The sequence below is a fragment of the Halobacillus sp. B23F22_5 genome, assembly GCF_043497085.1.
GTDB lineage: Bacteria > Bacillota > Bacilli > Bacillales > Halobacillaceae > Thalassobacillus.
On record NZ_JBIEKI010000001.1, the window covers coordinates 251,052 to 270,801 of the forward strand.

General features: G+C 43.7%; 22 protein-coding genes and 2 riboswitches. Of the genes, 11 read left to right on the forward strand and 11 right to left on the reverse strand.

The annotated features are described in order from the left end of the window. Window positions 1-3: 3 nt before the first annotated feature. From ACGTN9_RS01240 to ACGTN9_RS01255, 4 genes are all read right to left on the reverse strand, one after another. Window positions 4-1,035 (reverse strand): LLM class flavin-dependent oxidoreductase, encoded by a 1,032-nt coding sequence (locus ACGTN9_RS01240; RefSeq protein WP_499589736.1) that lies wholly within the window; start codon window positions 1,033-1,035, stop codon window positions 4-6. Window positions 1,036-1,933: 898 nt separating this feature from the next. Beyond that, a complete protein-coding gene (locus tag ACGTN9_RS01245) occupies window positions 1,934-2,677 on the reverse strand; it encodes a gamma-glutamyl-gamma-aminobutyrate hydrolase family protein (protein WP_499589738.1) in 744 nt (247 codons plus the stop codon). Window positions 2,678-2,696: 19 nt separating this feature from the next. Then, window positions 2,697-3,005, reverse strand: coding sequence for a hypothetical protein (locus ACGTN9_RS01250; protein WP_499589740.1), 309 nt, complete (start codon window positions 3,003-3,005; stop codon window positions 2,697-2,699). 16 nt (window positions 3,006-3,021) lie between these two features. Next, the gene (locus tag ACGTN9_RS01255) at window positions 3,022-4,392 is read right to left on the reverse strand and encodes a TRAP transporter large permease subunit (RefSeq protein ID WP_499589742.1); all 1,371 of its coding nucleotides are present in this window, start codon (window positions 4,390-4,392) and stop codon (window positions 3,022-3,024) included. Between the two features lie 242 nt (window positions 4,393-4,634). Here ACGTN9_RS01255 and ACGTN9_RS01260 point away from each other — a divergent pair, with 242 nt between their 5' ends. The 3 genes from ACGTN9_RS01260 (at window position 4,635) to ACGTN9_RS01270 (ending at window position 7,335) form a co-directional block, all read left to right on the forward strand. Further along, complete coding sequence (locus tag ACGTN9_RS01260; protein ID WP_499589744.1) at window positions 4,635-5,381, forward strand: GntR family transcriptional regulator; 747 nt, start codon at window positions 4,635-4,637, stop codon at window positions 5,379-5,381. 236 nt (window positions 5,382-5,617) lie between these two features. Further along, window positions 5,618-6,997, forward strand: coding sequence for an acyclic terpene utilization AtuA family protein (locus ACGTN9_RS01265; RefSeq protein ID WP_499589746.1), 1,380 nt, complete (start codon window positions 5,618-5,620; stop codon window positions 6,995-6,997). A gap of 14 nt (window positions 6,998-7,011) precedes the next feature. Then, entirely contained in the window at window positions 7,012-7,335 is a 324-nt protein-coding gene (locus ACGTN9_RS01270; protein WP_093042456.1) for a DUF4387 domain-containing protein, read from the forward strand. Window positions 7,336-7,426: 91 nt separating this feature from the next. On the opposite strand, the gene ACGTN9_RS01275 is transcribed toward ACGTN9_RS01270, so the two are convergent. From ACGTN9_RS01275 to ACGTN9_RS01295, 5 genes are all read right to left on the reverse strand, one after another. Further along, a complete protein-coding gene (locus tag ACGTN9_RS01275) occupies window positions 7,427-7,972 on the reverse strand; it encodes a DMT family transporter (RefSeq protein ID WP_499589749.1) in 546 nt (181 codons plus the stop codon). Window positions 7,973-7,984: 12 nt separating this feature from the next. Continuing rightward, window positions 7,985-8,680 (reverse strand): Crp/Fnr family transcriptional regulator, encoded by a 696-nt coding sequence (locus tag ACGTN9_RS01280; protein WP_499589751.1) that lies wholly within the window; start codon window positions 8,678-8,680, stop codon window positions 7,985-7,987. Window positions 8,681-8,697: 17 nt separating this feature from the next. Further along, window positions 8,698-9,123, reverse strand: a complete 426-nt coding sequence (locus ACGTN9_RS01285; RefSeq protein ID WP_499589753.1) for a DMT family transporter — start codon at window positions 9,121-9,123, stop codon at window positions 8,698-8,700. 158 nt (window positions 9,124-9,281) lie between these two features. Next, on the reverse strand, window positions 9,282-9,704 hold the full coding sequence (locus ACGTN9_RS01290; RefSeq protein WP_499589755.1) for a disulfide oxidoreductase: 423 nt from the start codon (window positions 9,702-9,704) through the stop codon (window positions 9,282-9,284). Further along, window positions 9,697-10,389 (reverse strand): DsbA family protein, encoded by a 693-nt coding sequence (locus ACGTN9_RS01295; RefSeq protein ID WP_499589757.1) that lies wholly within the window; start codon window positions 10,387-10,389, stop codon window positions 9,697-9,699. The genes ACGTN9_RS01290 and ACGTN9_RS01295 overlap by 8 nt, the downstream gene beginning before the upstream one ends. A 217-nt stretch (window positions 10,390-10,606) precedes the next feature. Here ACGTN9_RS01295 and ACGTN9_RS01300 point away from each other — a divergent pair, with 217 nt between their 5' ends. The 7 genes from ACGTN9_RS01300 (at window position 10,607) to rpoN (ending at window position 16,737) form a co-directional block, all read left to right on the forward strand. Beyond that, entirely contained in the window at window positions 10,607-11,323 is a 717-nt protein-coding gene (locus tag ACGTN9_RS01300; RefSeq protein WP_499589759.1) for a sulfite exporter TauE/SafE family protein, read from the forward strand. Window positions 11,324-11,436: 113 nt separating this feature from the next. After that, window positions 11,437-11,551: riboswitch (TPP riboswitch) on the forward strand. 81 nt (window positions 11,552-11,632) lie between these two features. Then, entirely contained in the window at window positions 11,633-12,133 is a 501-nt protein-coding gene (thiW, locus tag ACGTN9_RS01305; protein ID WP_499589761.1) for an energy coupling factor transporter S component ThiW, read from the forward strand. Window positions 12,134-12,150: 17 nt separating this feature from the next. Then, a riboswitch (TPP riboswitch) is annotated at window positions 12,151-12,254 on the forward strand. A 67-nt stretch (window positions 12,255-12,321) separates the two neighbouring features. Next, window positions 12,322-13,011 (forward strand): thiaminase II, encoded by a 690-nt coding sequence (tenA, locus tag ACGTN9_RS01310; RefSeq protein ID WP_499589763.1) that lies wholly within the window; start codon window positions 12,322-12,324, stop codon window positions 13,009-13,011. Next, window positions 12,978-13,826, forward strand: a complete 849-nt coding sequence (gene thiD, locus ACGTN9_RS01315; RefSeq protein WP_499589765.1) for a bifunctional hydroxymethylpyrimidine kinase/phosphomethylpyrimidine kinase — start codon at window positions 12,978-12,980, stop codon at window positions 13,824-13,826. The genes tenA and thiD overlap by 34 nt, the downstream gene beginning before the upstream one ends. Then, window positions 13,810-14,586 carry a hydroxyethylthiazole kinase gene (gene thiM, locus ACGTN9_RS01320; RefSeq protein ID WP_499589767.1) on the forward strand — a complete coding sequence of 259 codons (777 nt, stop codon included), beginning with the start codon at window positions 13,810-13,812 and terminating at the stop codon, window positions 14,584-14,586. The genes thiD and thiM overlap by 17 nt, the downstream gene beginning before the upstream one ends. Continuing rightward, a complete protein-coding gene (gene thiE, locus ACGTN9_RS01325) occupies window positions 14,583-15,200 on the forward strand; it encodes a thiamine phosphate synthase (RefSeq protein ID WP_499589769.1) in 618 nt (205 codons plus the stop codon). Before thiM ends, thiE begins: the two co-directional genes overlap by 4 nt. Window positions 15,201-15,432: 232 nt before the next feature. After that, window positions 15,433-16,737, forward strand: a complete 1,305-nt coding sequence (gene rpoN / locus ACGTN9_RS01330) for an RNA polymerase factor sigma-54 (protein WP_499589771.1) — start codon at window positions 15,433-15,435, stop codon at window positions 16,735-16,737. 77 nt (window positions 16,738-16,814) lie between these two features. Here the strand turns inward: rpoN and ACGTN9_RS01335 are convergent, their stop codons facing one another. Together ACGTN9_RS01335 and ACGTN9_RS01340 are read right to left on the reverse strand one after the other, a co-directional pair. Further along, a complete protein-coding gene (locus ACGTN9_RS01335; RefSeq protein WP_499589773.1) occupies window positions 16,815-16,982 on the reverse strand; it encodes a Spo0E family sporulation regulatory protein-aspartic acid phosphatase in 168 nt (55 codons plus the stop codon). Between the two features lie 208 nt (window positions 16,983-17,190). Further along, window positions 17,191-18,978, reverse strand: a complete 1,788-nt coding sequence (locus ACGTN9_RS01340; protein ID WP_499590493.1) for a Xaa-Pro dipeptidyl-peptidase — start codon at window positions 18,976-18,978, stop codon at window positions 17,191-17,193. A 266-nt stretch (window positions 18,979-19,244) separates the two neighbouring features. On the opposite strand from ACGTN9_RS01340, the gene ACGTN9_RS01345 reads away from it, so the two are divergent. Then, window positions 19,245-19,700, forward strand: coding sequence for a hemerythrin domain-containing protein (locus tag ACGTN9_RS01345; protein WP_499589775.1), 456 nt, complete (start codon window positions 19,245-19,247; stop codon window positions 19,698-19,700). Window positions 19,701-19,750 lie beyond the last annotated feature (50 nt).

Consider the following 19,750-nt stretch of genomic DNA (forward strand, 5'->3'; position numbering starts at 1 on the left):
TATTTATTTTCCATTCACAATATCTGCGACAATTTCAAATGAACGAAGCCGCTTCTGATGATCATAGATTTGGGAAGTGACCATAATTTCATCTGCTTTTGTTTCCTCGATGAATTCTTCCAGCTTGTGCTTGACGGTCTCCTTACTTCCGATAATGGAAGCCCCTAGCTGTTGCTGCAGTGCTGCATGCTCATGCGGAGACCATAGCTCGTCCATATTTTCTACAGGCGGCTGCAATGGTGCTTCATCATTGCGTATCAAATTCAGGAACTGCTGATAAAGCGAGGTTGCCAGATATTCCGCTTCCTCATCTGTCTCAGCCGCAATCACATTCAAGCCTAACATGGCATGTGGTTTCTCGAGTGTTTCAGACGGCTGGAAGTGGCGGCGGTACAAATCAAGTGCAGCCATTGTATTATTTGGTGAAAAGTGACTGGCAAAGGAAAACGGCAAACCAAGCTGCCCGGAAAGCTGCGCACTGAATCCGCTGGAACCTAGTAACCAAATCGGGATATCCAATCCTTGTCCAGGAACCGCACGGATAGGCGTAGGACTCGTTGCTAACGAAGGATCAAAATAAGCTCTTAATTCCTGTAATTGTTGCGGAAAATCCTGACCATCACTTCTACGTCCCCGTCTCAACGCCTGGGCAGTCATCTGGTCCGTACCAGGAGCACGCCCAAGACCGAGGTCAATCCGTCCAGGGTAAAGGGACTCTAAGGTGCCAAACTGCTCTGCGATTACCAATGGCGCATGGTTAGGAAGCATGATACCGCCAGACCCGACCCGGATCTTTGAGGTGTTTTCAGCGACATGACCGATTAACACAGAGGTGGCCGAGCTTGCGATAAAGGGCATATTATGATGTTCTGCCATCCAATACCGATTGTAGCCCAATTCTTCTGTGTGCTGGGCAAGTTCGATCATATTTTTAAAGGCATCTGCCGGTGTCCCGCCTTCTACAATCGGTGCGAGGTCAAGCACCGAAAATGGTATCTCATGCATTTGTTTATGTTCTACACTCATTTTATTCATCTTCTTTCTTTTAAAAATTTGCTTTGTAAAATCTCAGTATTGCTTCTACAGATAAGCTCCCTTTACATGAAGACTCAGTTTCAAGGTAGTGGGTCCGTTACTATAAGAGTAATGGGATGGTCTTGGAAACGACTCGCTTTCCAGCTTCATCGCCTAGACACTCGCTACATAAGCAATCCATCAACGGGAAGAAAGAGCCCTTCCCTTTTGCTGTTCTGCTTATGCGTGTCGTGTCTCCCAAGGCGATTACGCATTCATTTCTTTCCTGCGGGGGACCTGGCAAGCTTCCTCGGGCTAAAGCCCTGTGGGATCTCGCCTAGCCCCTTCTCCCGCGGGAGTCTCGCCGTTTCCCTTCCCATCCAGCCAGTTTAGTACTAAACGGACCCTTCAAAAAGAGAAAGAATGTAGCTGAAACCTTCATGTTGACGCATTTATAAAGGATATAAAGGCGTCAAAGTCTTCTTTCTAATATCATGGGCTCTTTCCACAAGGGTGATTTCGAGAACTTCCTATTATGGCAAGGGGCGTAGGGAAACGGTGAGACTCCTGTGGGAGTTGAGTGATAGATGAGGCCCCGCAAGGCGAAGCCTGAGGAGACTCAGCACACGCCCACGGAAAGCGAATCGTTTCCCGGAGCTCCTAAACTAAAACAATATCTCGAAATCAGGTCTTCGACTTTACGGACCAGTAGTTGAATAGGCCTCTTAAAATCACCAAGCTTATCTATGTGACTTAGTTTAACAATTGTAAGAATTACTCACCAAATGAAATGATTGAAGTGTTGTCCGGGAATGCGTTAAGTCGGAATAGCAATAAAAAGAAAAGCCCAGGCGATATCGCCGGGCTTTTAGGGGATTGGATAAAGGGTTTCAAACGGAAGCCAAACTATCATCCAATATTAGGAATACGTTTTTGAATGACTATATTGCAATGCCGCATCCTTAAAGCAATCAAATAACAATGACCATCTGGGCTCGTCCGCATAGAGCTGTTCCGGGTGAAATTGCAGTCCCATTAACCATTTATCATCCTCGCTTTCTATCGCTTCTATGAGAAGGTCGTCTTCAGACCAGGCAACAGGCTTGAGACCTTTTCCTATCTCAGAAATCACCTGACGATGTCTGGAATTCACTTGAAGTGGATCATTGCCAACCATTTTTGAAAGTTTACTGGATTCTTCAAGCGTTAAACGGTGCGTAGGGACCGATCCTTCCATCCCCATCACTTCCTGATGGTGGTGGCTGGTTTTGAGGTTTTGCAATGTACCTTCATATATTTCATTTATCATTTGCATTCCACGGCACACTCCCAGTACAGGCAGCCCCATTTCAACCGCCTTTTCCAATAGTACTTTCTCATACGTAAAACGCGTACTGCCAGTTTCACTCAGCTTAGTAGAAACAGACAATGGTTTATTGAGATTAAGGTAGCCCCCGCCAGTCATAAGCAGGCCATCCAATTTGGCTAGGTAAGCTGGCACATCCTCTGTGCTATCCAATACTGGAATTAGTACAGGGTGCATACCATGGGCTTCTAACGCTTGAATGTAATCACGTTCTACATACAACAATGGATGCTTGGGGTATAAATCATCTTCTTTTCCTTCATCGATATGGATAGTGACACCGATCCATGGTTTCAAACGTGATCACCTCTTTTCCTTACATTGCTTTTTCTATCTTAGCATTATTGATTTCTTTTTCGGCTGCTTGTTTAGATTCGGATTTGAGCGTCAGGCTGTGTTCTTTCGACGCATACGTATGAACAATGCCGACTACCATGGCAATCGCTGCAAACCGAATACCCCAACTCATCATCTTGCCAGCCAACACAGCGATCGCTTCCCCGCTGCCACCTCCAATGATAAAGGAAGCACCAAACATCAAAGCAGTAAGCAAACCTAGAGCCATTGTCAGAAAAGCAATCCATCCATAAAGGTTAGCAAAAATATTGGAAATTTTATTTTTCATGCTAAACACCTCCAAGTTATAGTCCAAAAATCGGTAGAACGCCTGTTAACAAAATGATACTTAAAAGCACATGGAGTAATATCCATATAATCGCCAGCTTTGAGGTCTCTTTGAACCCTGAACCAGCAATTCCCATAGCTACGAACAGCCCAAGTGCAAGTGGAGGGGTCATTCCTTCCAAAGCACCGGTCATAGCAGGAAGCATAAGCGCAAACAGTACTGGATCGCCGCCTAAAGCGCCAAACGCTCCGATCATAGCTCCACCCAGAATGGCGATTTGGGCTGATCCTGGAAGCACCATTCCAAGTATCATGAAGAAAAACGGAAGCAGGACAATCATGACGGGAGCAGTCATTCCCATGGAGACGAACCAATTACGGACGACTTCTTCCATCTGCATCCCAATGAATACCTGTGAAGTGGCATAGGCCATATAAATGGTGACACCAATCGGAACCACTTGAGGCAAGGATTCTTTGAAAACTTCAACTAACCGGTCAAGGTGAGAGCGAGTGGTGTTGAAGAATGCTTTCTTTCCAATCCCAATTGCATAAGCACCTGCAATAGCAGGAGTGAACATCAATACCGATGATGAAAATGCTTCAGAGCCGTCAGCACCGATACGGGCGGTGATGAAATCTTTGAACTGGGCATCAGCGAACAATGGAACAAAAATCAAGGCTGGTAAAATCAATGCCGGCCAGCCAATACGGAAGCTCTTCTTAAAGGATGGAAGTTCTTTTTTAGCAATAGGCTGAACTTTATAATATTTGCAAAGCCCCCATAGTGTTAGCCAACGCTGAACGAAAAACCATAAGCCTATTCCGTAGGCAGCTATGATCCATTGACTTAGCGTAATACTCCCTGGGTTAACTTCATTCAAAATTCCAAACGTAAGAAGGACGATACCAGACGGAGGGACAATGTTACCTAACATACTAGAGGACATTTCAGTAGTAGCAGCTAATGGGGCAGGGTAGCCTGCTTTTTTCATGGTCGGTATTGTGAAAACGCCGGTAGCTGCAACGTTTCCTGGTCCAGTACCTGAAAGGGAAGCCATAAATGTACTTCCTAACAGAGAGACGTAACCAGCACCACCCCGGAATTTACCGACGAGCGATAACATCAGGTTGATGATTCTTTGTACGACTTTCGTAGCGTCAAACAACACCGCAACGACCATAAAAGCGAAAATGGCATAGAATAGACTGCTTGTTGATGGATAAAGCAGGGAGGACCACATGATGTCCATTTGTCCTGAAATCAGGACGATAAAAAAGAAAGAGAGTGTCATTACCTCATACATCGGTCGTTTAAAACCAATAAACAGGACAGCAACAAAAACGATTAAGCCTATCAAGTAGAACATAGGTAAAGGGATTCCCATTTCGCACACCTCCATAAAAGCGCTTTCAAATAATATTAAAAAAACTAAATCGACATTAACACCATTTCAACTGGTTATAACATGTAATGTATTTTCGATTATATCAGATTATTGATAATTATCAAATAATTTTTTAGAAACTTTTATATTAGTATATTTTAACAGGTGTATGGTTTTTATCTACCTCCAAATATTGTTATAATCAGTGCATACAACTATAAGAGATTGTTGGTGAAGATATGTTGAATTTGAAACGTGACCGCTCTACCCCACTATACATACAGTTAAAAAACGTGATAGAAGAGAAAATAAAAGCAGGGGAATGGGAGCCGGAACAGCAGATACCTTCAGAACGGGAACTGGGAAAAGAATATGAAGTAAGCAGGATCACGGTAAGGCAGGCAATCGACCTTGCTGTAAATGAAGGGTTATTATATCGTACCCACGGTAAGGGTACCTTTGTGGCCACACCTACTATAAAGCAGGAATTGAGTAAAGTTGATAGCTTTCAATCTACATTATCCCAGCAGGGTCTGGTCGCTTCTACAGATATTGTGAAGGCGGAGATGGCTGTTACTGACCTTCAACTATCTACTTTATTGAATGTAGAAATGATGGAACGACTGTATAACCTGCAACTCGTTGGTTATGGCGATGAGCTGCCGATTGTTTTTTACGATAGCTTTTTTCCGGTTGATATTGGGGAACAAGTGACGGAAGCAGCCAAGAAAGAAAAGGATGCAGGACGGCCTTTTACAACATTGGATTTATATAAAAATATAGCTGACATAGCCCCAACCCATAGTAAGCAGACATTCGAATCCGTATTAGCAGATGAGCGGATATCGAAAGTATTAAAGCTGAATGAAGTGACACCAATATTCAAAGTGACGTCTATCATTTATATGGGAGAAAGAGCGATTGAGTATCGAACCTCCTACTATAAAGGAGATAAATACAAATTCTTTATAACCAGATCCATCCAATGAACCTATGAATAATAGGTTCATTTTTTTGTGGTGTTTTTATCTTCTAACTTAGGAAGTTACGGAACATGAAACGTTTATTCGGCAGTCCTGCCAGTCCAGCTTATAAAAGAAATTAAGAAAACGCTATCTTAAATTTTAAAATTCAGAATTGACAAATAAATTTAGATATCTTATACTCGGTTCAACTGGTTATAACATGTTATATACTTTTATTTTCCGAAAGGGGAACTTTTTACATGAAAGAGCAACTTCGTATTGTGTGCCCAAACGGTCATCTAGGATTTGCACCAACAAAAGAAGAAAGTTTTAAAATAGCTGCTGCGACAAAGCCTGACTATTACTGCTGTGATTCTGGCAGTGACGATATCGGAGCTACTGCTCTTGGAGCTGATCGTTCCGTGAGCATGCGCAAATGGCAGAAGCATGACCTGGAATTGATGCTTCTGGCTGCAAGGGAACAAAATGTTCCGATGCTTGTCGGTTCGGCAGGGGACTCGGGATCCAACAGCCGGGTTGATATGTATGTGGAACTAATTAAAGAGATTGCAGAAGAACATAATCTTCCTCCATTCAAAATCGGTTATTTTTATTCGGAAGTCGATAAGGAAGATGTCAAAAACAAAATCGATCAGGATATCATCATTGAAGGACTGGATGAACGTCCTCCGCTAACGAAAGAGGAAGTCGATAAAACTAACCGTATTGTTGGCGTTGCAGGCGTCCATCCATATATCAAAGCATTAGATATGGGAGCAGACGTAGTTATTGGCGGGCGTTCCAGTGACTGTGCAATTTTTGCTGCACCGGCAATTCGTGAAGGTTTCCCTGAAGCCCAATCGTACTATCTTGGGAAAGTTCTTGAATGCGCTTCCTTCTGTGCAGAACCTTATGGTGCCAAAGAAAGCGTCGTCGGGACGATTACTCATGAAGATGTAAAGGTAACGGCCATGCATCCGAACCAGCGCTGTACGATTGCATCAGTGGCAGGTCATGCCATGTATGAGCGCGCCAATCCTTATTATGAGTATGTTGCCGGCGGTATGCTGGATATGACCAATTGTAAATATGAGCAATATGATGAGAAGACGACACGAATCACAGGGATGGAGTTCGTACCTGTGGAAGGAAAAGTGAAAGTGAAATTAGAAGGCTCCGGGAAAAATGGGGAGAAATACATTGGAATCGCTGGTGTGCGCGACCCTTATACTATTCAAAATATCGATAAGGTCGTAGAGATGGCAGAACAGCAAGTGGCTGAGGAATTTAAAGACGAGGATTATAAAATCAGCTTCCGCGTGTTTGGTAAGAATGGTGTCATGGGCGACCTTGAACCGGTAAAAGAAATCAAATCCCATGAATTATGCATAATAGTTGAAGGGATTGCAGAAACCGCCGAGGAAGCAGAGGCACTGACTTTGTTCGGCACTCGTCAGATTTTTTACGCACGCCTTCCAGAAGTAAAAGGTACGGCTGGTACAGCGGCATTCGTTGTCGATGATGTCCTGCCAGCAACAGCATCTTACTCCTGGACGATGAATCATACCGTTCCGGTCGATGACCCACTAGAATTATTTGATGTAAGAACAAAGATGATTGGTGAACCAGTAAAGGCATAAAAGGAGGAACGGATATGAAAACAAGTACATTGAATGATCTGGCGAAAACGATTCGAAGTAAAAACGCCGGTACTGATAAAATTACATTTGATATCATTTTCAAGGAAAAAGATACGTATGAGATGGTGAAAAATAGTAAATCAATCAACCGGGAAAAACTGGCTGCTTTATACAACATTGAAGAGGATCGAATAACCGATTTTGTCGAGTATGATCCGGCCAACGCTATTAAATTTACCATTCGTCGGTTCGCACCAAGTGGTGACCCAGGTGAAGGAGATATCTTTGGCTCTCAGCAGTACCCGCCGTTGTTGGGAATAGAGGTTCCAGTGCAATAGAATTAATAGAAGAAAGAGGCTGCCCATAAGTCTATGAAAAACCTTAAGGGGCAGCCTCTTTTCTTATTGGTTATAAGGACGGTAAACGGCTCTAATACCTTTCCTGTTGAAAGTTCTGGTCTGATTTACAGCTGGGTTGATCTCCTGAAAAAGAAATCACCCGATCCGGCTTGTGTTTTTTAACAACCTGCTTGTTCTCATCCGTCTGCTTTTCCAATTTATATACAAGCACGCCACCAATTAATAATGCTATTCCAAGCAGCTTCTGCCAGGAAAGTGGAGCGGCCTCAAAGCCAAACCAGCCACCCGTATTAATAATAAAAGCTATGACAATTTGGGAAATGAGGGCAATCGAGATTGCATATGCCGGTCCAATCAGCGTTACGCCTCTCATTAAGAAGAAAACGATTCCTACTCCAAACACCCCGCCAAACAAAAACAGTGGATTGACATTTCCAAATTCTAAAATGCTTCTTTTCTCGATGGAATAAAATACCGGCAATGAGCAGACAAGACCGAGACCGAGGACGAGAGAGGTCGTTGCCCACGGGCCTGTTTTTTCACTTACTCTGGCATTGAATACATTTTGAAGGCTGATTAAAATGCCTGCGATAATCGCTAATAACGCTCCAGTCATCGGCGTTCCTCCTTATTCATAGATATTTCCTTTCGCAAGAATGCTTAATTTTTCAAGGTCTTTTATTGTAATCGTGCCATTGGCGCGTTCAATGATGCCGTCTGAATTCATCTTCTTCAATACACGGTTTAAATGGCGGTAACTGGTCCCCAGCCACTCTGCGAGCTCTGATAAATTCGATGTATGCATTTCCTGATGAAAAGCTGTGCCTTCACTGACCGAGGAAATCGATAGTAAATAGCTGGCCAGACGAACTTCTACTGGATAAAGCATGTTTAGACTCGTCGTATGGGATTCGGTATAAAACTTCCGGGCTAACGTTTCCAGTAAAAAACGCATAAATGGCGGGTGATCTTTTTCCAGCTTCTCCAAATCGGCAAATGACGCTGCAAGCATCACGCCATCCGTTACCGCTTCAACGGAATTAAAGACCGCATTCCTTTTAACATATTCCACATCACCGATAAGCTCCAGGGGACGCTTAAACCGGTTAATTAATGACTTTCCTTCAGGCGTAAGTGTAAAAATTTTTATTTTTCCTTCTACCAGAATGTAGAGTTCATCAAGCTCTTCGCCAGCTGAAAATAGAACAGTTCCTTTTTTAAACTGGCAGGCTTTTATATGGGGCCTGAAATCCTCTGAAAAGACCCCATCCAGTTCATAACGCTCAAGGTAGTAGTTTAAATCAAATGCTTCTATTTCTTTCACCGTATAAACACCTTCTTTTACAATTGGAAAAGGACAACTCCGGCGAGCATCATCATAAGTCCAAGGCCTTGCCGCAACGTGACAGGTATTTTCTTCTCCCCGAACCATCCGCGTGACTCTATGATAAATGCCATTGCTATCTGTGACACAAGTAGGATAGCGATGGCTGCTGCGGGGCCGATTCTATGAATCGCTGTCAATTCTGAGAAAACGACAATGACACCGAATGATCCTCCAATTAAATAAAGAAATGGAACTTTTTTAAAGCTTTTTCCTTTACCATCTCTTACTTTCATATAAATAATGATGGCGATGGTGAAGGCTACGATATGAACCATTACCGTTGTGTGCCACCCGCCAATCGCATCACTCATTCTTGCGTTAAAGATACCTTGCATCGTGATGCACAGTCCTCCAAGCAGTGAAAATAAAGCACCTTTCATCTTTCATCCTCCTATTCTGCATTTATTTAAAAGGAAGATGAAAATTTTTGAAAGGACATATGTCCTAACCAATGTCACTCATACAAGAAAGCTTTCCCCTTTTCATCATAAAAATAAGCTCAGAGCGTGTGAATCCAGCTCTAAGCTTATTGGTCAGCTTATTTCTTTCGTGCGGCGAACAAAAAAATCGTTATCAGCGTAAATGCGGTCAATGCCAGAAAAGGAATCGTGATAAAACCCAGCCAGTTGATATATTCCGCACTGCATGGCACGCCACCGACACATGGTTTAATGCTCGCAAAACCCGGAACTTTTTGTTCCATATAATGAAAAATGGAAACGAGCCCGCCTATGATAGAGAGCGGCAGCGCATATATGACGATACTGCGGTCATTCAGGAAAGTCGCAATTCCCAGGATGATGCTGAGCGGGTACATGAATATCCGCTGTACCCAGCATAATTCACAAGGAATGAATTCCCTTATTTCACTAAAATAGAGACTCCCTAATGTAGCGATGACAGCAGCCAGCCATGCAATGTAAAGTGCAACATGCTGTCTGCTACTTTTCCGTTTACTCATTGCTATCTTCAATCGCTTTTTCAATTTTATTGGAAATCTCTTCATAGTTGAATGGGTCTTCCACCATTTCACCATTAATCATTACTGTAGGTGTAACTTGAACTCCATGTTCTTTGACGAGCGTATCATCTTTTTGGACTTCCTGCTGAATTTCTTCCGATTTCATATCCTGTTTCATTTGTTCGATATCAATCGATGGGACACTTTCTTCAGCTGTTTCCACAATCTTTTCTTCTGTCAGCCAGCCTTCCTGGTGTTCTTCTGGCTGGGCCGCATATAATTGCTTGCTGAAGTCCCAAAATTTTTCCGGAGTCTGTTTATAAACGGCTTCTGCTGCGGAAGAAGCCAATTCAGAATCTTCCCCGTGAAAGAGGACGTTGACATAAGTCAAATTAGCATCGCCTGAATCAATATAATCTTGTTTCAATAATGGAAAGACCTGGTCGCTCCATACTTTACATGCTGGGCAAAGATAGTCGCCGAATTCGACGATTTCCACCGGTGCATCGGATTCACCAATGGTCGGTTGGCCCTCTGTAGAGATAGAATCTCCAGAAGAAGCCGTATTGCTTTCACTTCCGCTATTGTTTTTACTATCTAATACGACAAAAGCAGCTACAAGTCCAATGACAACTACAGTTAAAATGACAACGAATTTCATCGAGCCTTTATTATTTTCAGCCATGGTTACACTCCTATATGTATTTTAAGTTAGCAATCGCAACGCTTGATAATATCAACATGTTATCATAAAAGGAAGATCAAATAGAAAAGATTTTCTTGATATTTTTTGACAATCTTATTAAATTATATACTTTCTCAGCTTTCCTGAAAAGCTTAGAGATTTCACTACTTAATAGGACGACCATGGATTGTTATCGGTATTAAACAGAGGTGTTTATTTGGATTCTATTTTTTTATTTATTGTCATCATTTTATTAGCTTCCATTTTACAAACCAGTACAGGTTTCGGCTTTTCGATCATGGCTACACCGTTTTTATTATTATTGTTCGCTCCCAGGGAAGCGATTCAGATCAATCTGGCTCTTTCACTGGTCATTTCCAGTGTCTTGATTATGAAAATCCGTCATGATGTCGATACAGGAATTTTAAAAAGGTTCATCATCGGCAGTAGTGCCGGACTTCCGATTGGCATCCTCATCTTTCTTTTGGCAGACATGACCAAGTTAAAGCTCGGTATCAGTATCGTTATCCTGGTGCTTACAATTCTTTTGATCTTCCAATTCCGGACTCATCAGTCTTTGCGTAGAGACTTTATCGCAGGAGGTATATCGGGAGCGATGACCACCAGTATCGGAATGCCTGGACCACCACTCCTGCTGTATTTTTCCGGTACGGATACGAAGAAGGAAAAGTTGAGAGCAACTACGCTCGCTTTCTACTTATTCATTTATTTCGTGAGCCTGCTGATTCAAGTGGTTTTTGCGGGCACGAACATCGAAGTATGGAAGGCTGGCGGATTAGCCTTGCCTGTGGTACTGGCTGGACTTGTTTTGGGCCAATTATTGTTTCAATGGATCAACCAGCGTTTATTTCAGCTATTCATGTACATGATTTTGTTATTCACCGGGCTCTATTTGCTGCTTGAGAGTTTTTAAATCTATCAAAGCATACGTGTGCAGGCTTTATTTTCAAAAATTTATCATAGAGAAGTGGAAGAGCTTCCTATACTTTGTTATGATGAAATGGAAACATCAAATTAAATATATGAAACAACTACTAGGGGTGCCCTGAATGGTGGGCTGAGAGGAAAGCGCGTGAAGCTTTCCGACTCTTATGGACCTGATCTGGTTAATACCAGCGGAGGGAAGTAGTCGGAAGATACGTCTATTTTCTTTTAACCTACCAAGCCAGGTCCCATGAGGATCTGGCTTTTTTAGTGCGCTCTTGGAGAAAGGAGGGGAGAAATGAATCGTACGCGTCTGCTTACGACAATGGCTGTATTTGTAGCAATTGGCACCATGGGAGCACAGCTGCTCTGGTTTCCGGCAGGGATAGCTAAAGCTTACCCAGTCCAGCATGCAGTCAATGTGATGGCGGCTGTAACGCTCGGACCACTGCCGGCGGTGGTCATTGCGTTTATGATCGGCGTTTTGCGTAATCTGCTTGGAATCGGCACTTTGCTGGCCTTTCCGGGCGGCATGGTCGGCGCATTTTTAGCTGGCTATCTATACAAGAAGCTGGGCAGAAAAGCCTGGGCTGCCGTTGGCGAGGTTGTGGGGACTGGAGTAATTGGCGCTTTGTTTGCCGTCCCTTTTGCCAATGTGCTGATGGGAAGTGCGGTTGGAGCTTTGTTTTTTATTCCATCATTTCTGGTCAGCAGTATTACTGGTGCTGTAATCGGCTGGCTGGTCGTCGTCAAAATCAAACAAGAACAATTATTGCCTAATACAAGAAGAGTTTCATAGTGTTTAACTTTTTAACGGAAAACTACTAGGGGCGCGTACAGCTGAGATAAGGAATGATTTCCTTTGTCCCTTGGAACCTGATCTGGATAATGCCAGCGCAGGGAAGTAGTAGAGGACCAACTTCACCACCCTCTATCTTTCTACTTTTATTCCCCTAGTAGCTTCCTAACTATTAAAGGAGGCTTACCATGACTTTTTCAAACGACTTAAGAAAAGAAAACGATGATATTTTTCGAAAGATATTCAGCCATCCATTTGTGGTCGGTATAGGAAAAGGAGACGTGCCAAAAGAGGCCCTGGAGCACTATATCAAAGCAGACTTTGAGTACTTGAATGCGTTCATGCATATCTATGGCATAGCCGTCTCCAAATCAGGCAATAGAGATGATATCTCACTCTTCAATGACCAGATAGGCTTTGTATTGAACAGTGAAACCCATCCCCATCATAACTTTTGTGAGCAGGCTGGGGTGAAATATGAAGACATGCAAGGATACCCGCTGCCACCAACGGCGGACCACTATATCAAGCACATGATGTACCATGCCCATACCGGAAACTTAGGCGAAATCCTATGTGCGTTGCTTCCTTGTCCGTGGACATATTTAGAAATCGGTCAGGTGTTGACGGGTCAATACGAGCCGAACGGTAGCCATCCGTTTTATCCATGGATCAAATTCTACGCGGATGCTGAGATGAGAGGGCTGACAGGAAAGCTGCGTAACCGCCTGGATGAACTGGCAGAAGAAGTATCTGAAAAACAACGCACCCGTATGAAAGAAGCATTCCGGAAGAGTTGTCAACTTGAGTTGGCTTTTTGGGAAATGGCCTATACGTGTGAAGAATGGCCGGTACAGAAAGTGGTGACACAGCGATGAGCAGACCAATCCCATGTGCACTGACCATAGCGGGCAGCGATTCAAGTGGAGGAGCGGGCATACAGGCTGATTTGAAAACTTTTCAAGAACTGAAGAGCTATGGCATGTCTGTCATCACTTCTGTCACCGCTCAAAATACAACTGGTGTGCAAGGAGTCCATCATTTGCCACCGTCGATAATAAAACAACAGCTTGAAGCGATACGAGCAGATATGCCGATCCATGCGCTCAAAACAGGCATGATTGCAGATATCCATATGATGAAAGTGGTCGCAGAAGCGATACCCCGCTTCCAGACTCCTTATGTCATGGATCCTGTGATGGTAGCGACAAGCGGCGATGTATTGATGGAAAGCGAAGCTCGTTTTTATTTACGGGAGCATTTGCTTCCTTTGACAACCCTGGTGACACCAAATATACCTGAAGCGGAAATGATTACGGAAGAAAACATCGAATCGTCAGCCGATATGGAAGCTTCCGCTGAACACATCGTGCATGGCTTCGGTGCAGGAGCGGCACTTATTAAAGGCGGTCATCGAATAGGGGAGGCGCTGGATGTCTTGTATGATGGAAAAAAGATGTATCGGTTCACCTCCGATCGTATTACCACTAAAAACACGCATGGTACTGGCTGTACCTATTCAGCAGCCATTACTGCATATTTAAGTCAGGGGTTCCCATTAGACGAAGCAGTGAGACGTGCGAAGCACTATATCACTGCTGCGATTCGTCATGGCTTTTCTATCGGAAAGGGTAACGGACCAACGAATCACTGGGCGATACGTGAGGAGGGAATAAATGATGAATGTCATTGAAGAAGTGCGTAATCACACCCCGCTGATCCATCATTTGACCAATCAAGTCGTCATGAATTTTACAGCGAATGGGCTGTTGGCTTTTGGCGGTGCCCCCGTCATGGCTAAGGCTGAGGAAGAAGCAGCATCGATGGCTTTTAATGCCGATGGTGTGTTGATCAATATCGGAACACTGACCGCTGCAGAGGTTCCAGCAATGGTTCATGCTGGTAAAGCAGCTAATGAAAAGGGTATCCCGGTTGTGCTCGATCCGGTCGGGGTCGCAGCTACGCGATTTCGCAGGCGTGCCGTCGAGGAAATATTACAAACAGTCAAACTTACAGCAATCAAAGGAAATGCAGCTGAACTTGCAAACCTTGTCGATATTTCCTGGGAAATGAAAGGTGTCGAATCGCGCGGAGAAGGGGATGCCGAAGAAGTTGCCGAGCAAGTAGCCCGTCAATACAACACCCTGGCGGTTGTTACAGGAGCAACAGATGTCATTAGTAATGGAAGTCGCCTGGTGAAAAATGAAACTGGTCATCCTCTGCTTGCAAAAGTCACAGGTGCCGGTTGTCTGCTTGGTTCCATATTGACCGCATGTCTAACTACAGAAGGTATTGCTGAAATGCAGGCATTGGCGGCCGTAGAGTTTTACGGTTTGGCAGCAGAATATGCTGCTGCAGATCCGGGAGTGACTGGTTCAGGAACGTTTGTACCCAGGTTCATCGATGCTCTATCGTTTGATTTCTCCCAGCTGCAAAGGGGACTCCAAGGATGAATTTGGCATGTAGACTGCGAAAATATCTAGTTATGGGAAGTACTAATTGCACCCGTGATCCGGTAGAAATTTTACTGGAAGCCATTGAGGGTGGGATCACCGCTTTTCAATATCGAGAGAAAGGGGAAGGATCCTTACAAGGAAAAGAAAAACTGGAATTAGGACTGAAGCTGAGAAGGATTTGTAAGGAACATGAAGTGCTGTATATCGTTAACGATGATACCGATCTGGTTGAATCACTGGATGCGGATGGTGTTCATGTGGGCCAGGATGACATATCGCCTGGCGATTTGCGAGAAGTTTTTCCTGACAGAGTGATAGGATTATCGGTATCAAACTGGAGGGAAGTGGAGAAAAGTCCAATAGAACATGTTGATTACTTTGGAGCCGGTCCGCTGTTTCCTACTACTACCAAAGCCGATGCCAAAAGCCCCGTCGGTACTGCGTGGATCAAGGAGCTAAGGGAGAACTTTCCCTCTATACCTATAGTTGGAATAGGAGGTATTAATCGCAAAAATGCGCCTTCTATCATTTCAGCGGGTGCCGATGGCGTGGCGGTCATTAGCGCTATCACCCAGGCAGAAGACATCCCACAATCAGTAAAACAGCTTTAACCGTCTTAACCGTCTTCCCCAGGAGAACCAGAAAATGGTTCTCCTGGGGAAGTTTTTTTGATACGAGCTTGAAATTTCATGATGGATACGCCAATATGATAATAAGTATAAGTTAATCTCGAACAACTTCTAATTGATCATGATGCATAGTAAAATAAAATATATTCTAAAAGAAATCAGTCTATTGTGAAATGTAAGCGCGTTCATATGGTTTTAAGCAGGGAGGAGAAACATGATGGAGTTAAGTCTGTCTCAACGGCAAACGACGAACCTGGCTATGACAACTGAATTACGACAGGCGATATCATTGCTGCAATTCTCTTCGATGGAACTGACAGCGTATATCCAGGAACAAGCACTGGAAAATCCGCTGATTGAATTAAAGGAAAAAACACCAGAGGTCGACCACGAACCTGTCTATCAGCAAAGGTCCTATCACTCAGGTGCCAGTCCACTTGATTTTGCTACCAGGGAAAAAGATATAAGAGAGGATTTATGGGAGCAGGCAAGCCTATTAGATTTGCCTGACGTAGAAAGACTGCTGATGCAATACCTGATATGGAATTTAGATGACAATGGCTACCTTCCCATTCCAGTGTCCGAGATTGCTGATGAATTTGGGCTGCCAAGAGGTCAAGTGGCAGGGGTTATTGAAACACTGCAATACCTTGACCCTATAGGAGTTGGAACTGGAAATCTATCAGATTATCTAACTTTTCAACTACGACAGTTGCAGGAAGATAACATATTGGCTGAACAAATCGCTGCGAATCACCTGGAGTTGCTGGCGGAAAAAAAATGGCGCATGCTGGCTGAACAATTGAATGCACCTCTGTCTGAAGTACATCAAGCAGTAGAAGTGATTCAACAGTTAAAACCTAAGCCTTTTGCAGGTATTGCGAAGTCACCTGCAGAATATATGCGTCCCGATATAACCGTAAAGAAGCATCAAGGGGAGTATAAGATTGTTCTCCATGACAGTTATTTACCTTCGATCCACGTAAATACGAATTACCGCACCTTGATTAATAAAAATGACCAGACGGCAAAATATGTAAAGGATAATTACCAAAAGGCTTTATGGTTGATTAATAGTGTGGAACAACGGCAGGCAACAATGATGAAAATTGCCGAAGTGCTTGTAGAAAAGCAAGCAGGATTTTTCGAAGAAGGATTTACGGCTATCCGGCCCCTGACCCTGAAAGAAGTGGCTGAAGCAATCGGAGTCCATGAGTCCACCGTAAGTAGGGCCAAAGCGAATAAAGTGATTCAGACCCCTCAAGGGTGCTTTGAATTAAGTATCTTTTTCACTTCCAAACTCAGTAGTGAATCGGGTAACGATACATCTTCCGCTAGAGTAAAAGCGCTATTAAAAAGTTTGATCGAAACGGAGGATAAGCGTAAGCCGATATCCGATCAGAAGATTTCCGACCATTTTAAAACAAAAGAAGGGATAACCGTATCGCGGAGGACGGTGGCTAAATACAGGGAAGAACTCCAAATCCCTGCCTCGTCCAAACGTAAACGGCTCTCGTAAAAAAACTGTCTCTTGGGATCAGTCTTCGATTCCTTGAGGCAGTTTTTTCATGTTCTTTGGTTTACAAGGTGGAAAATTCATTCGTAGTTGATCGCACTGTCTGCCGCTGAAAGTTCATTTAACAGCCGATCCAGCGTCTGAGAGGCTTCAATCAACTTATCATCCAAGGGATCATGATGGTAAAGGGAATACATATATACTCGCATTTCTTCTATTTTCTGCTCTAACTCTTCTAAGTTGTTCATAATGGCCACCCCCAACGTTATCTATTACGATGTAATGTTTTTGTGAATAATTTATTTTATTCTTTCCTTTGAGGGAAGTGACAAAACCTAAATTTCAAAATATGGAGGAGAAAGCAGTGTGAATATGAGGAAATAATATTTATTTGATATATTGGCTATACGCTATTCCATGTAAAAGCCAGTATGCTGGTGCATACTGGCTTTTGATTTACTTCACTAATGGCAGCTGGATGTAGCTGCTCGCAGGATCAATTGTTATTTTTGTGCCGCCTTCAGGGCGAAGCGTGTAATCGTAATCAGTAGAAATGATTACGACGCCGAGCTGGTGGCCAGCTTCGAAAACATAATCATCCGGCTGCATATCCCACTGGAAAGTATAATCTTTCCCTGGTGAGAGAGACTTCGCTTTCCAATCGGAATTGATATTTTGCGGGTCCATCCAGCCCCGTGTAATAATTTCCGTACCTTCATTGCTATGATCCACTAACAGAGCGGTAAGGTTAGCGGTTGGCTGGTCAAATTCAGCACGGAGAGAAACCTCCGGTACACCACTAAGTCGCATTTCCTCACCTAAAGGTTCCGTTAAGTAGGCTGCGAGGTTATCCTTATTACCATTCAAATCTTTTACCAATGTTTCTGCGGTACGACTTGGATCATCGATGATCGTATCTTCTGTTTTGTTATTATTCGATACCGGCGAGAAGCTGAGTGAGCCAAGCCCTTCTTCCGCACTGAAGTGAAGCTTCGTGGCCTTAGCGTCTTCGGCAGGCCAGGCAGCCATTGTTTCCCAGGATTGATCTTCCCGCTGGATATCCACCATCGGCTCGTCCATGATGCCATTTTCCACATCATATAACCAGTAATCGAACCATTTGTTCAAAGTAGTCATCCACTCTTCCTGTCGGACATAATAGGGATCGGTATGCCCTTGTTGGTGAAGCCACATTTTTCTTGGAACATTATTTTTTTCTAAGGCTTCCCACCATTGTTGGAATTGTTCTGTTTTTACATTCCAATCATTCAATCCATGGACAAGCAGGACGCTGGCCTCAATATTCTTGGCGTCTTTTACGTAATTGCGAGCGTACCAATAGTCATTGTAGTCACCGGTTTCCCGTTCTTGTCCTTCTGTTAATTCCTCCATCTGCCCAGCGCACACTTCGGGATTTTCCCGAGTCATCACAGCTTTTGCAAGTACATCCGTATCTTCACCTTGATAACCTCCTGGAGCTATAACAGCACCGTTGGAACGGTAATAATCGTACCAATCACTAATTGCCCCAATCGGCACAATCGTCTCCAACCCTTCAACACCAGTAGTAGCAACAGCATTTGGTAAAGTACCATTATAGGAAACTCCTGCCATCCCGACTTTACCGGTCGACCAATCGGCAGTTACCTGTTCTCCATTTTCATTATAGGCTTCCGCACGGCCATTCAGCCAATCAATGACTGCTTTTGTTCCTTCCACCTCCTGGTAATCACCAGTGGTTGGGCAACCGTTCGACTGACCGGTTCCAATACTTTCTGCAGCGATGAAAGCATAACCGCGTGGAACGAAGTAATCATCTAAGTAACCAGGCAGCCCTGCTGCATTATTTTGTCCGGTAAGAAGCGGTTTGCCAGGATGGTTGACGACATTCAGTTCTTTATTGACATCATAAAATTCTAATGGGAAGTTAAGGCCTGCATAATAAGGGCTCATCGTATAAAGCACAGGCACATCCAGCCCCTCTTCGGTTTCAGCTGGACGAATGATCGTGGCATGGACACGATCAAGTTCACCATCATTGTCGCTGTCGACCGTGGTTTCAATATAGACCTCTTCCTCGATAGCGTCATCCAGTGAATAAATTGGCTGGGTCATCCCATTCTCAATATCAATGTTCGTGTTGTATGTATCGTTGGTGTCATCGACAGGCGCAGCGTCAGCAGTCGTGGGAACGATCAGACTTGCGCAAAGCATAAGCATGAGTCCTGTCTTTTTCACACCCAATTCCTCCTTTATTGTCATATAACTTGAAGTATAAGGGAAAATTGTCAATAGTTTATTGAAAAATCTGAAAACAATGCTTTCGTCGTATGTAATTAGGACAATCGATTTAGGTGGAAAAGTCTATTATTAGGGGGGATCTGGCGAAAGAGTTCATTCTTTAAGGGTATTACAAACACATAAGTAATGTGGGGGAGGTCACTTCTGTAATCCATCACATGGTATATAATAGCAATATAGTCTTCATTTCGATTGGAGGTCGAAAGGATATGAAAAGGCACGAAGCGTTATACCCTTTATCCCATCACCATCATCATGCGCTTGTTACTGCGGTAGAGTTGAAAAAAGCAGGCACGGAAAAAACAGAAAAAAGTTTGCAGGATTATCGCAGGAGTGTGATTGATTTTTGGAACCAGGACGGGCGTGGGCATTTTCGCGATGAAGAAGAGGTGCTGCTTCCTCTGTACGCCCAGTATGGAAATGTCGATCAAGAGCCGATCAGACAGATGCTGATCCAGCATGCACAAATTAGAGGCATGGTCGAACGGATTCGCGAGCAGCCGCGCTTAACCGCGGAACAGTTTCGAGAATTAGGAGAACTGCTAGACGAACATGTAAGATTAGAAGAGCGGACAATTTTTCCAATGATTGAAGAAGTGGTGCCAGAAAAGCTGCTATATCAAGCTAACGGCCGCTTTCACCGTGATTCCGTCAGTGGCAGATAAATGAGTTATTTCCCGGGAAATAACTAAGAGGCACTAATCCTGCTTGGATT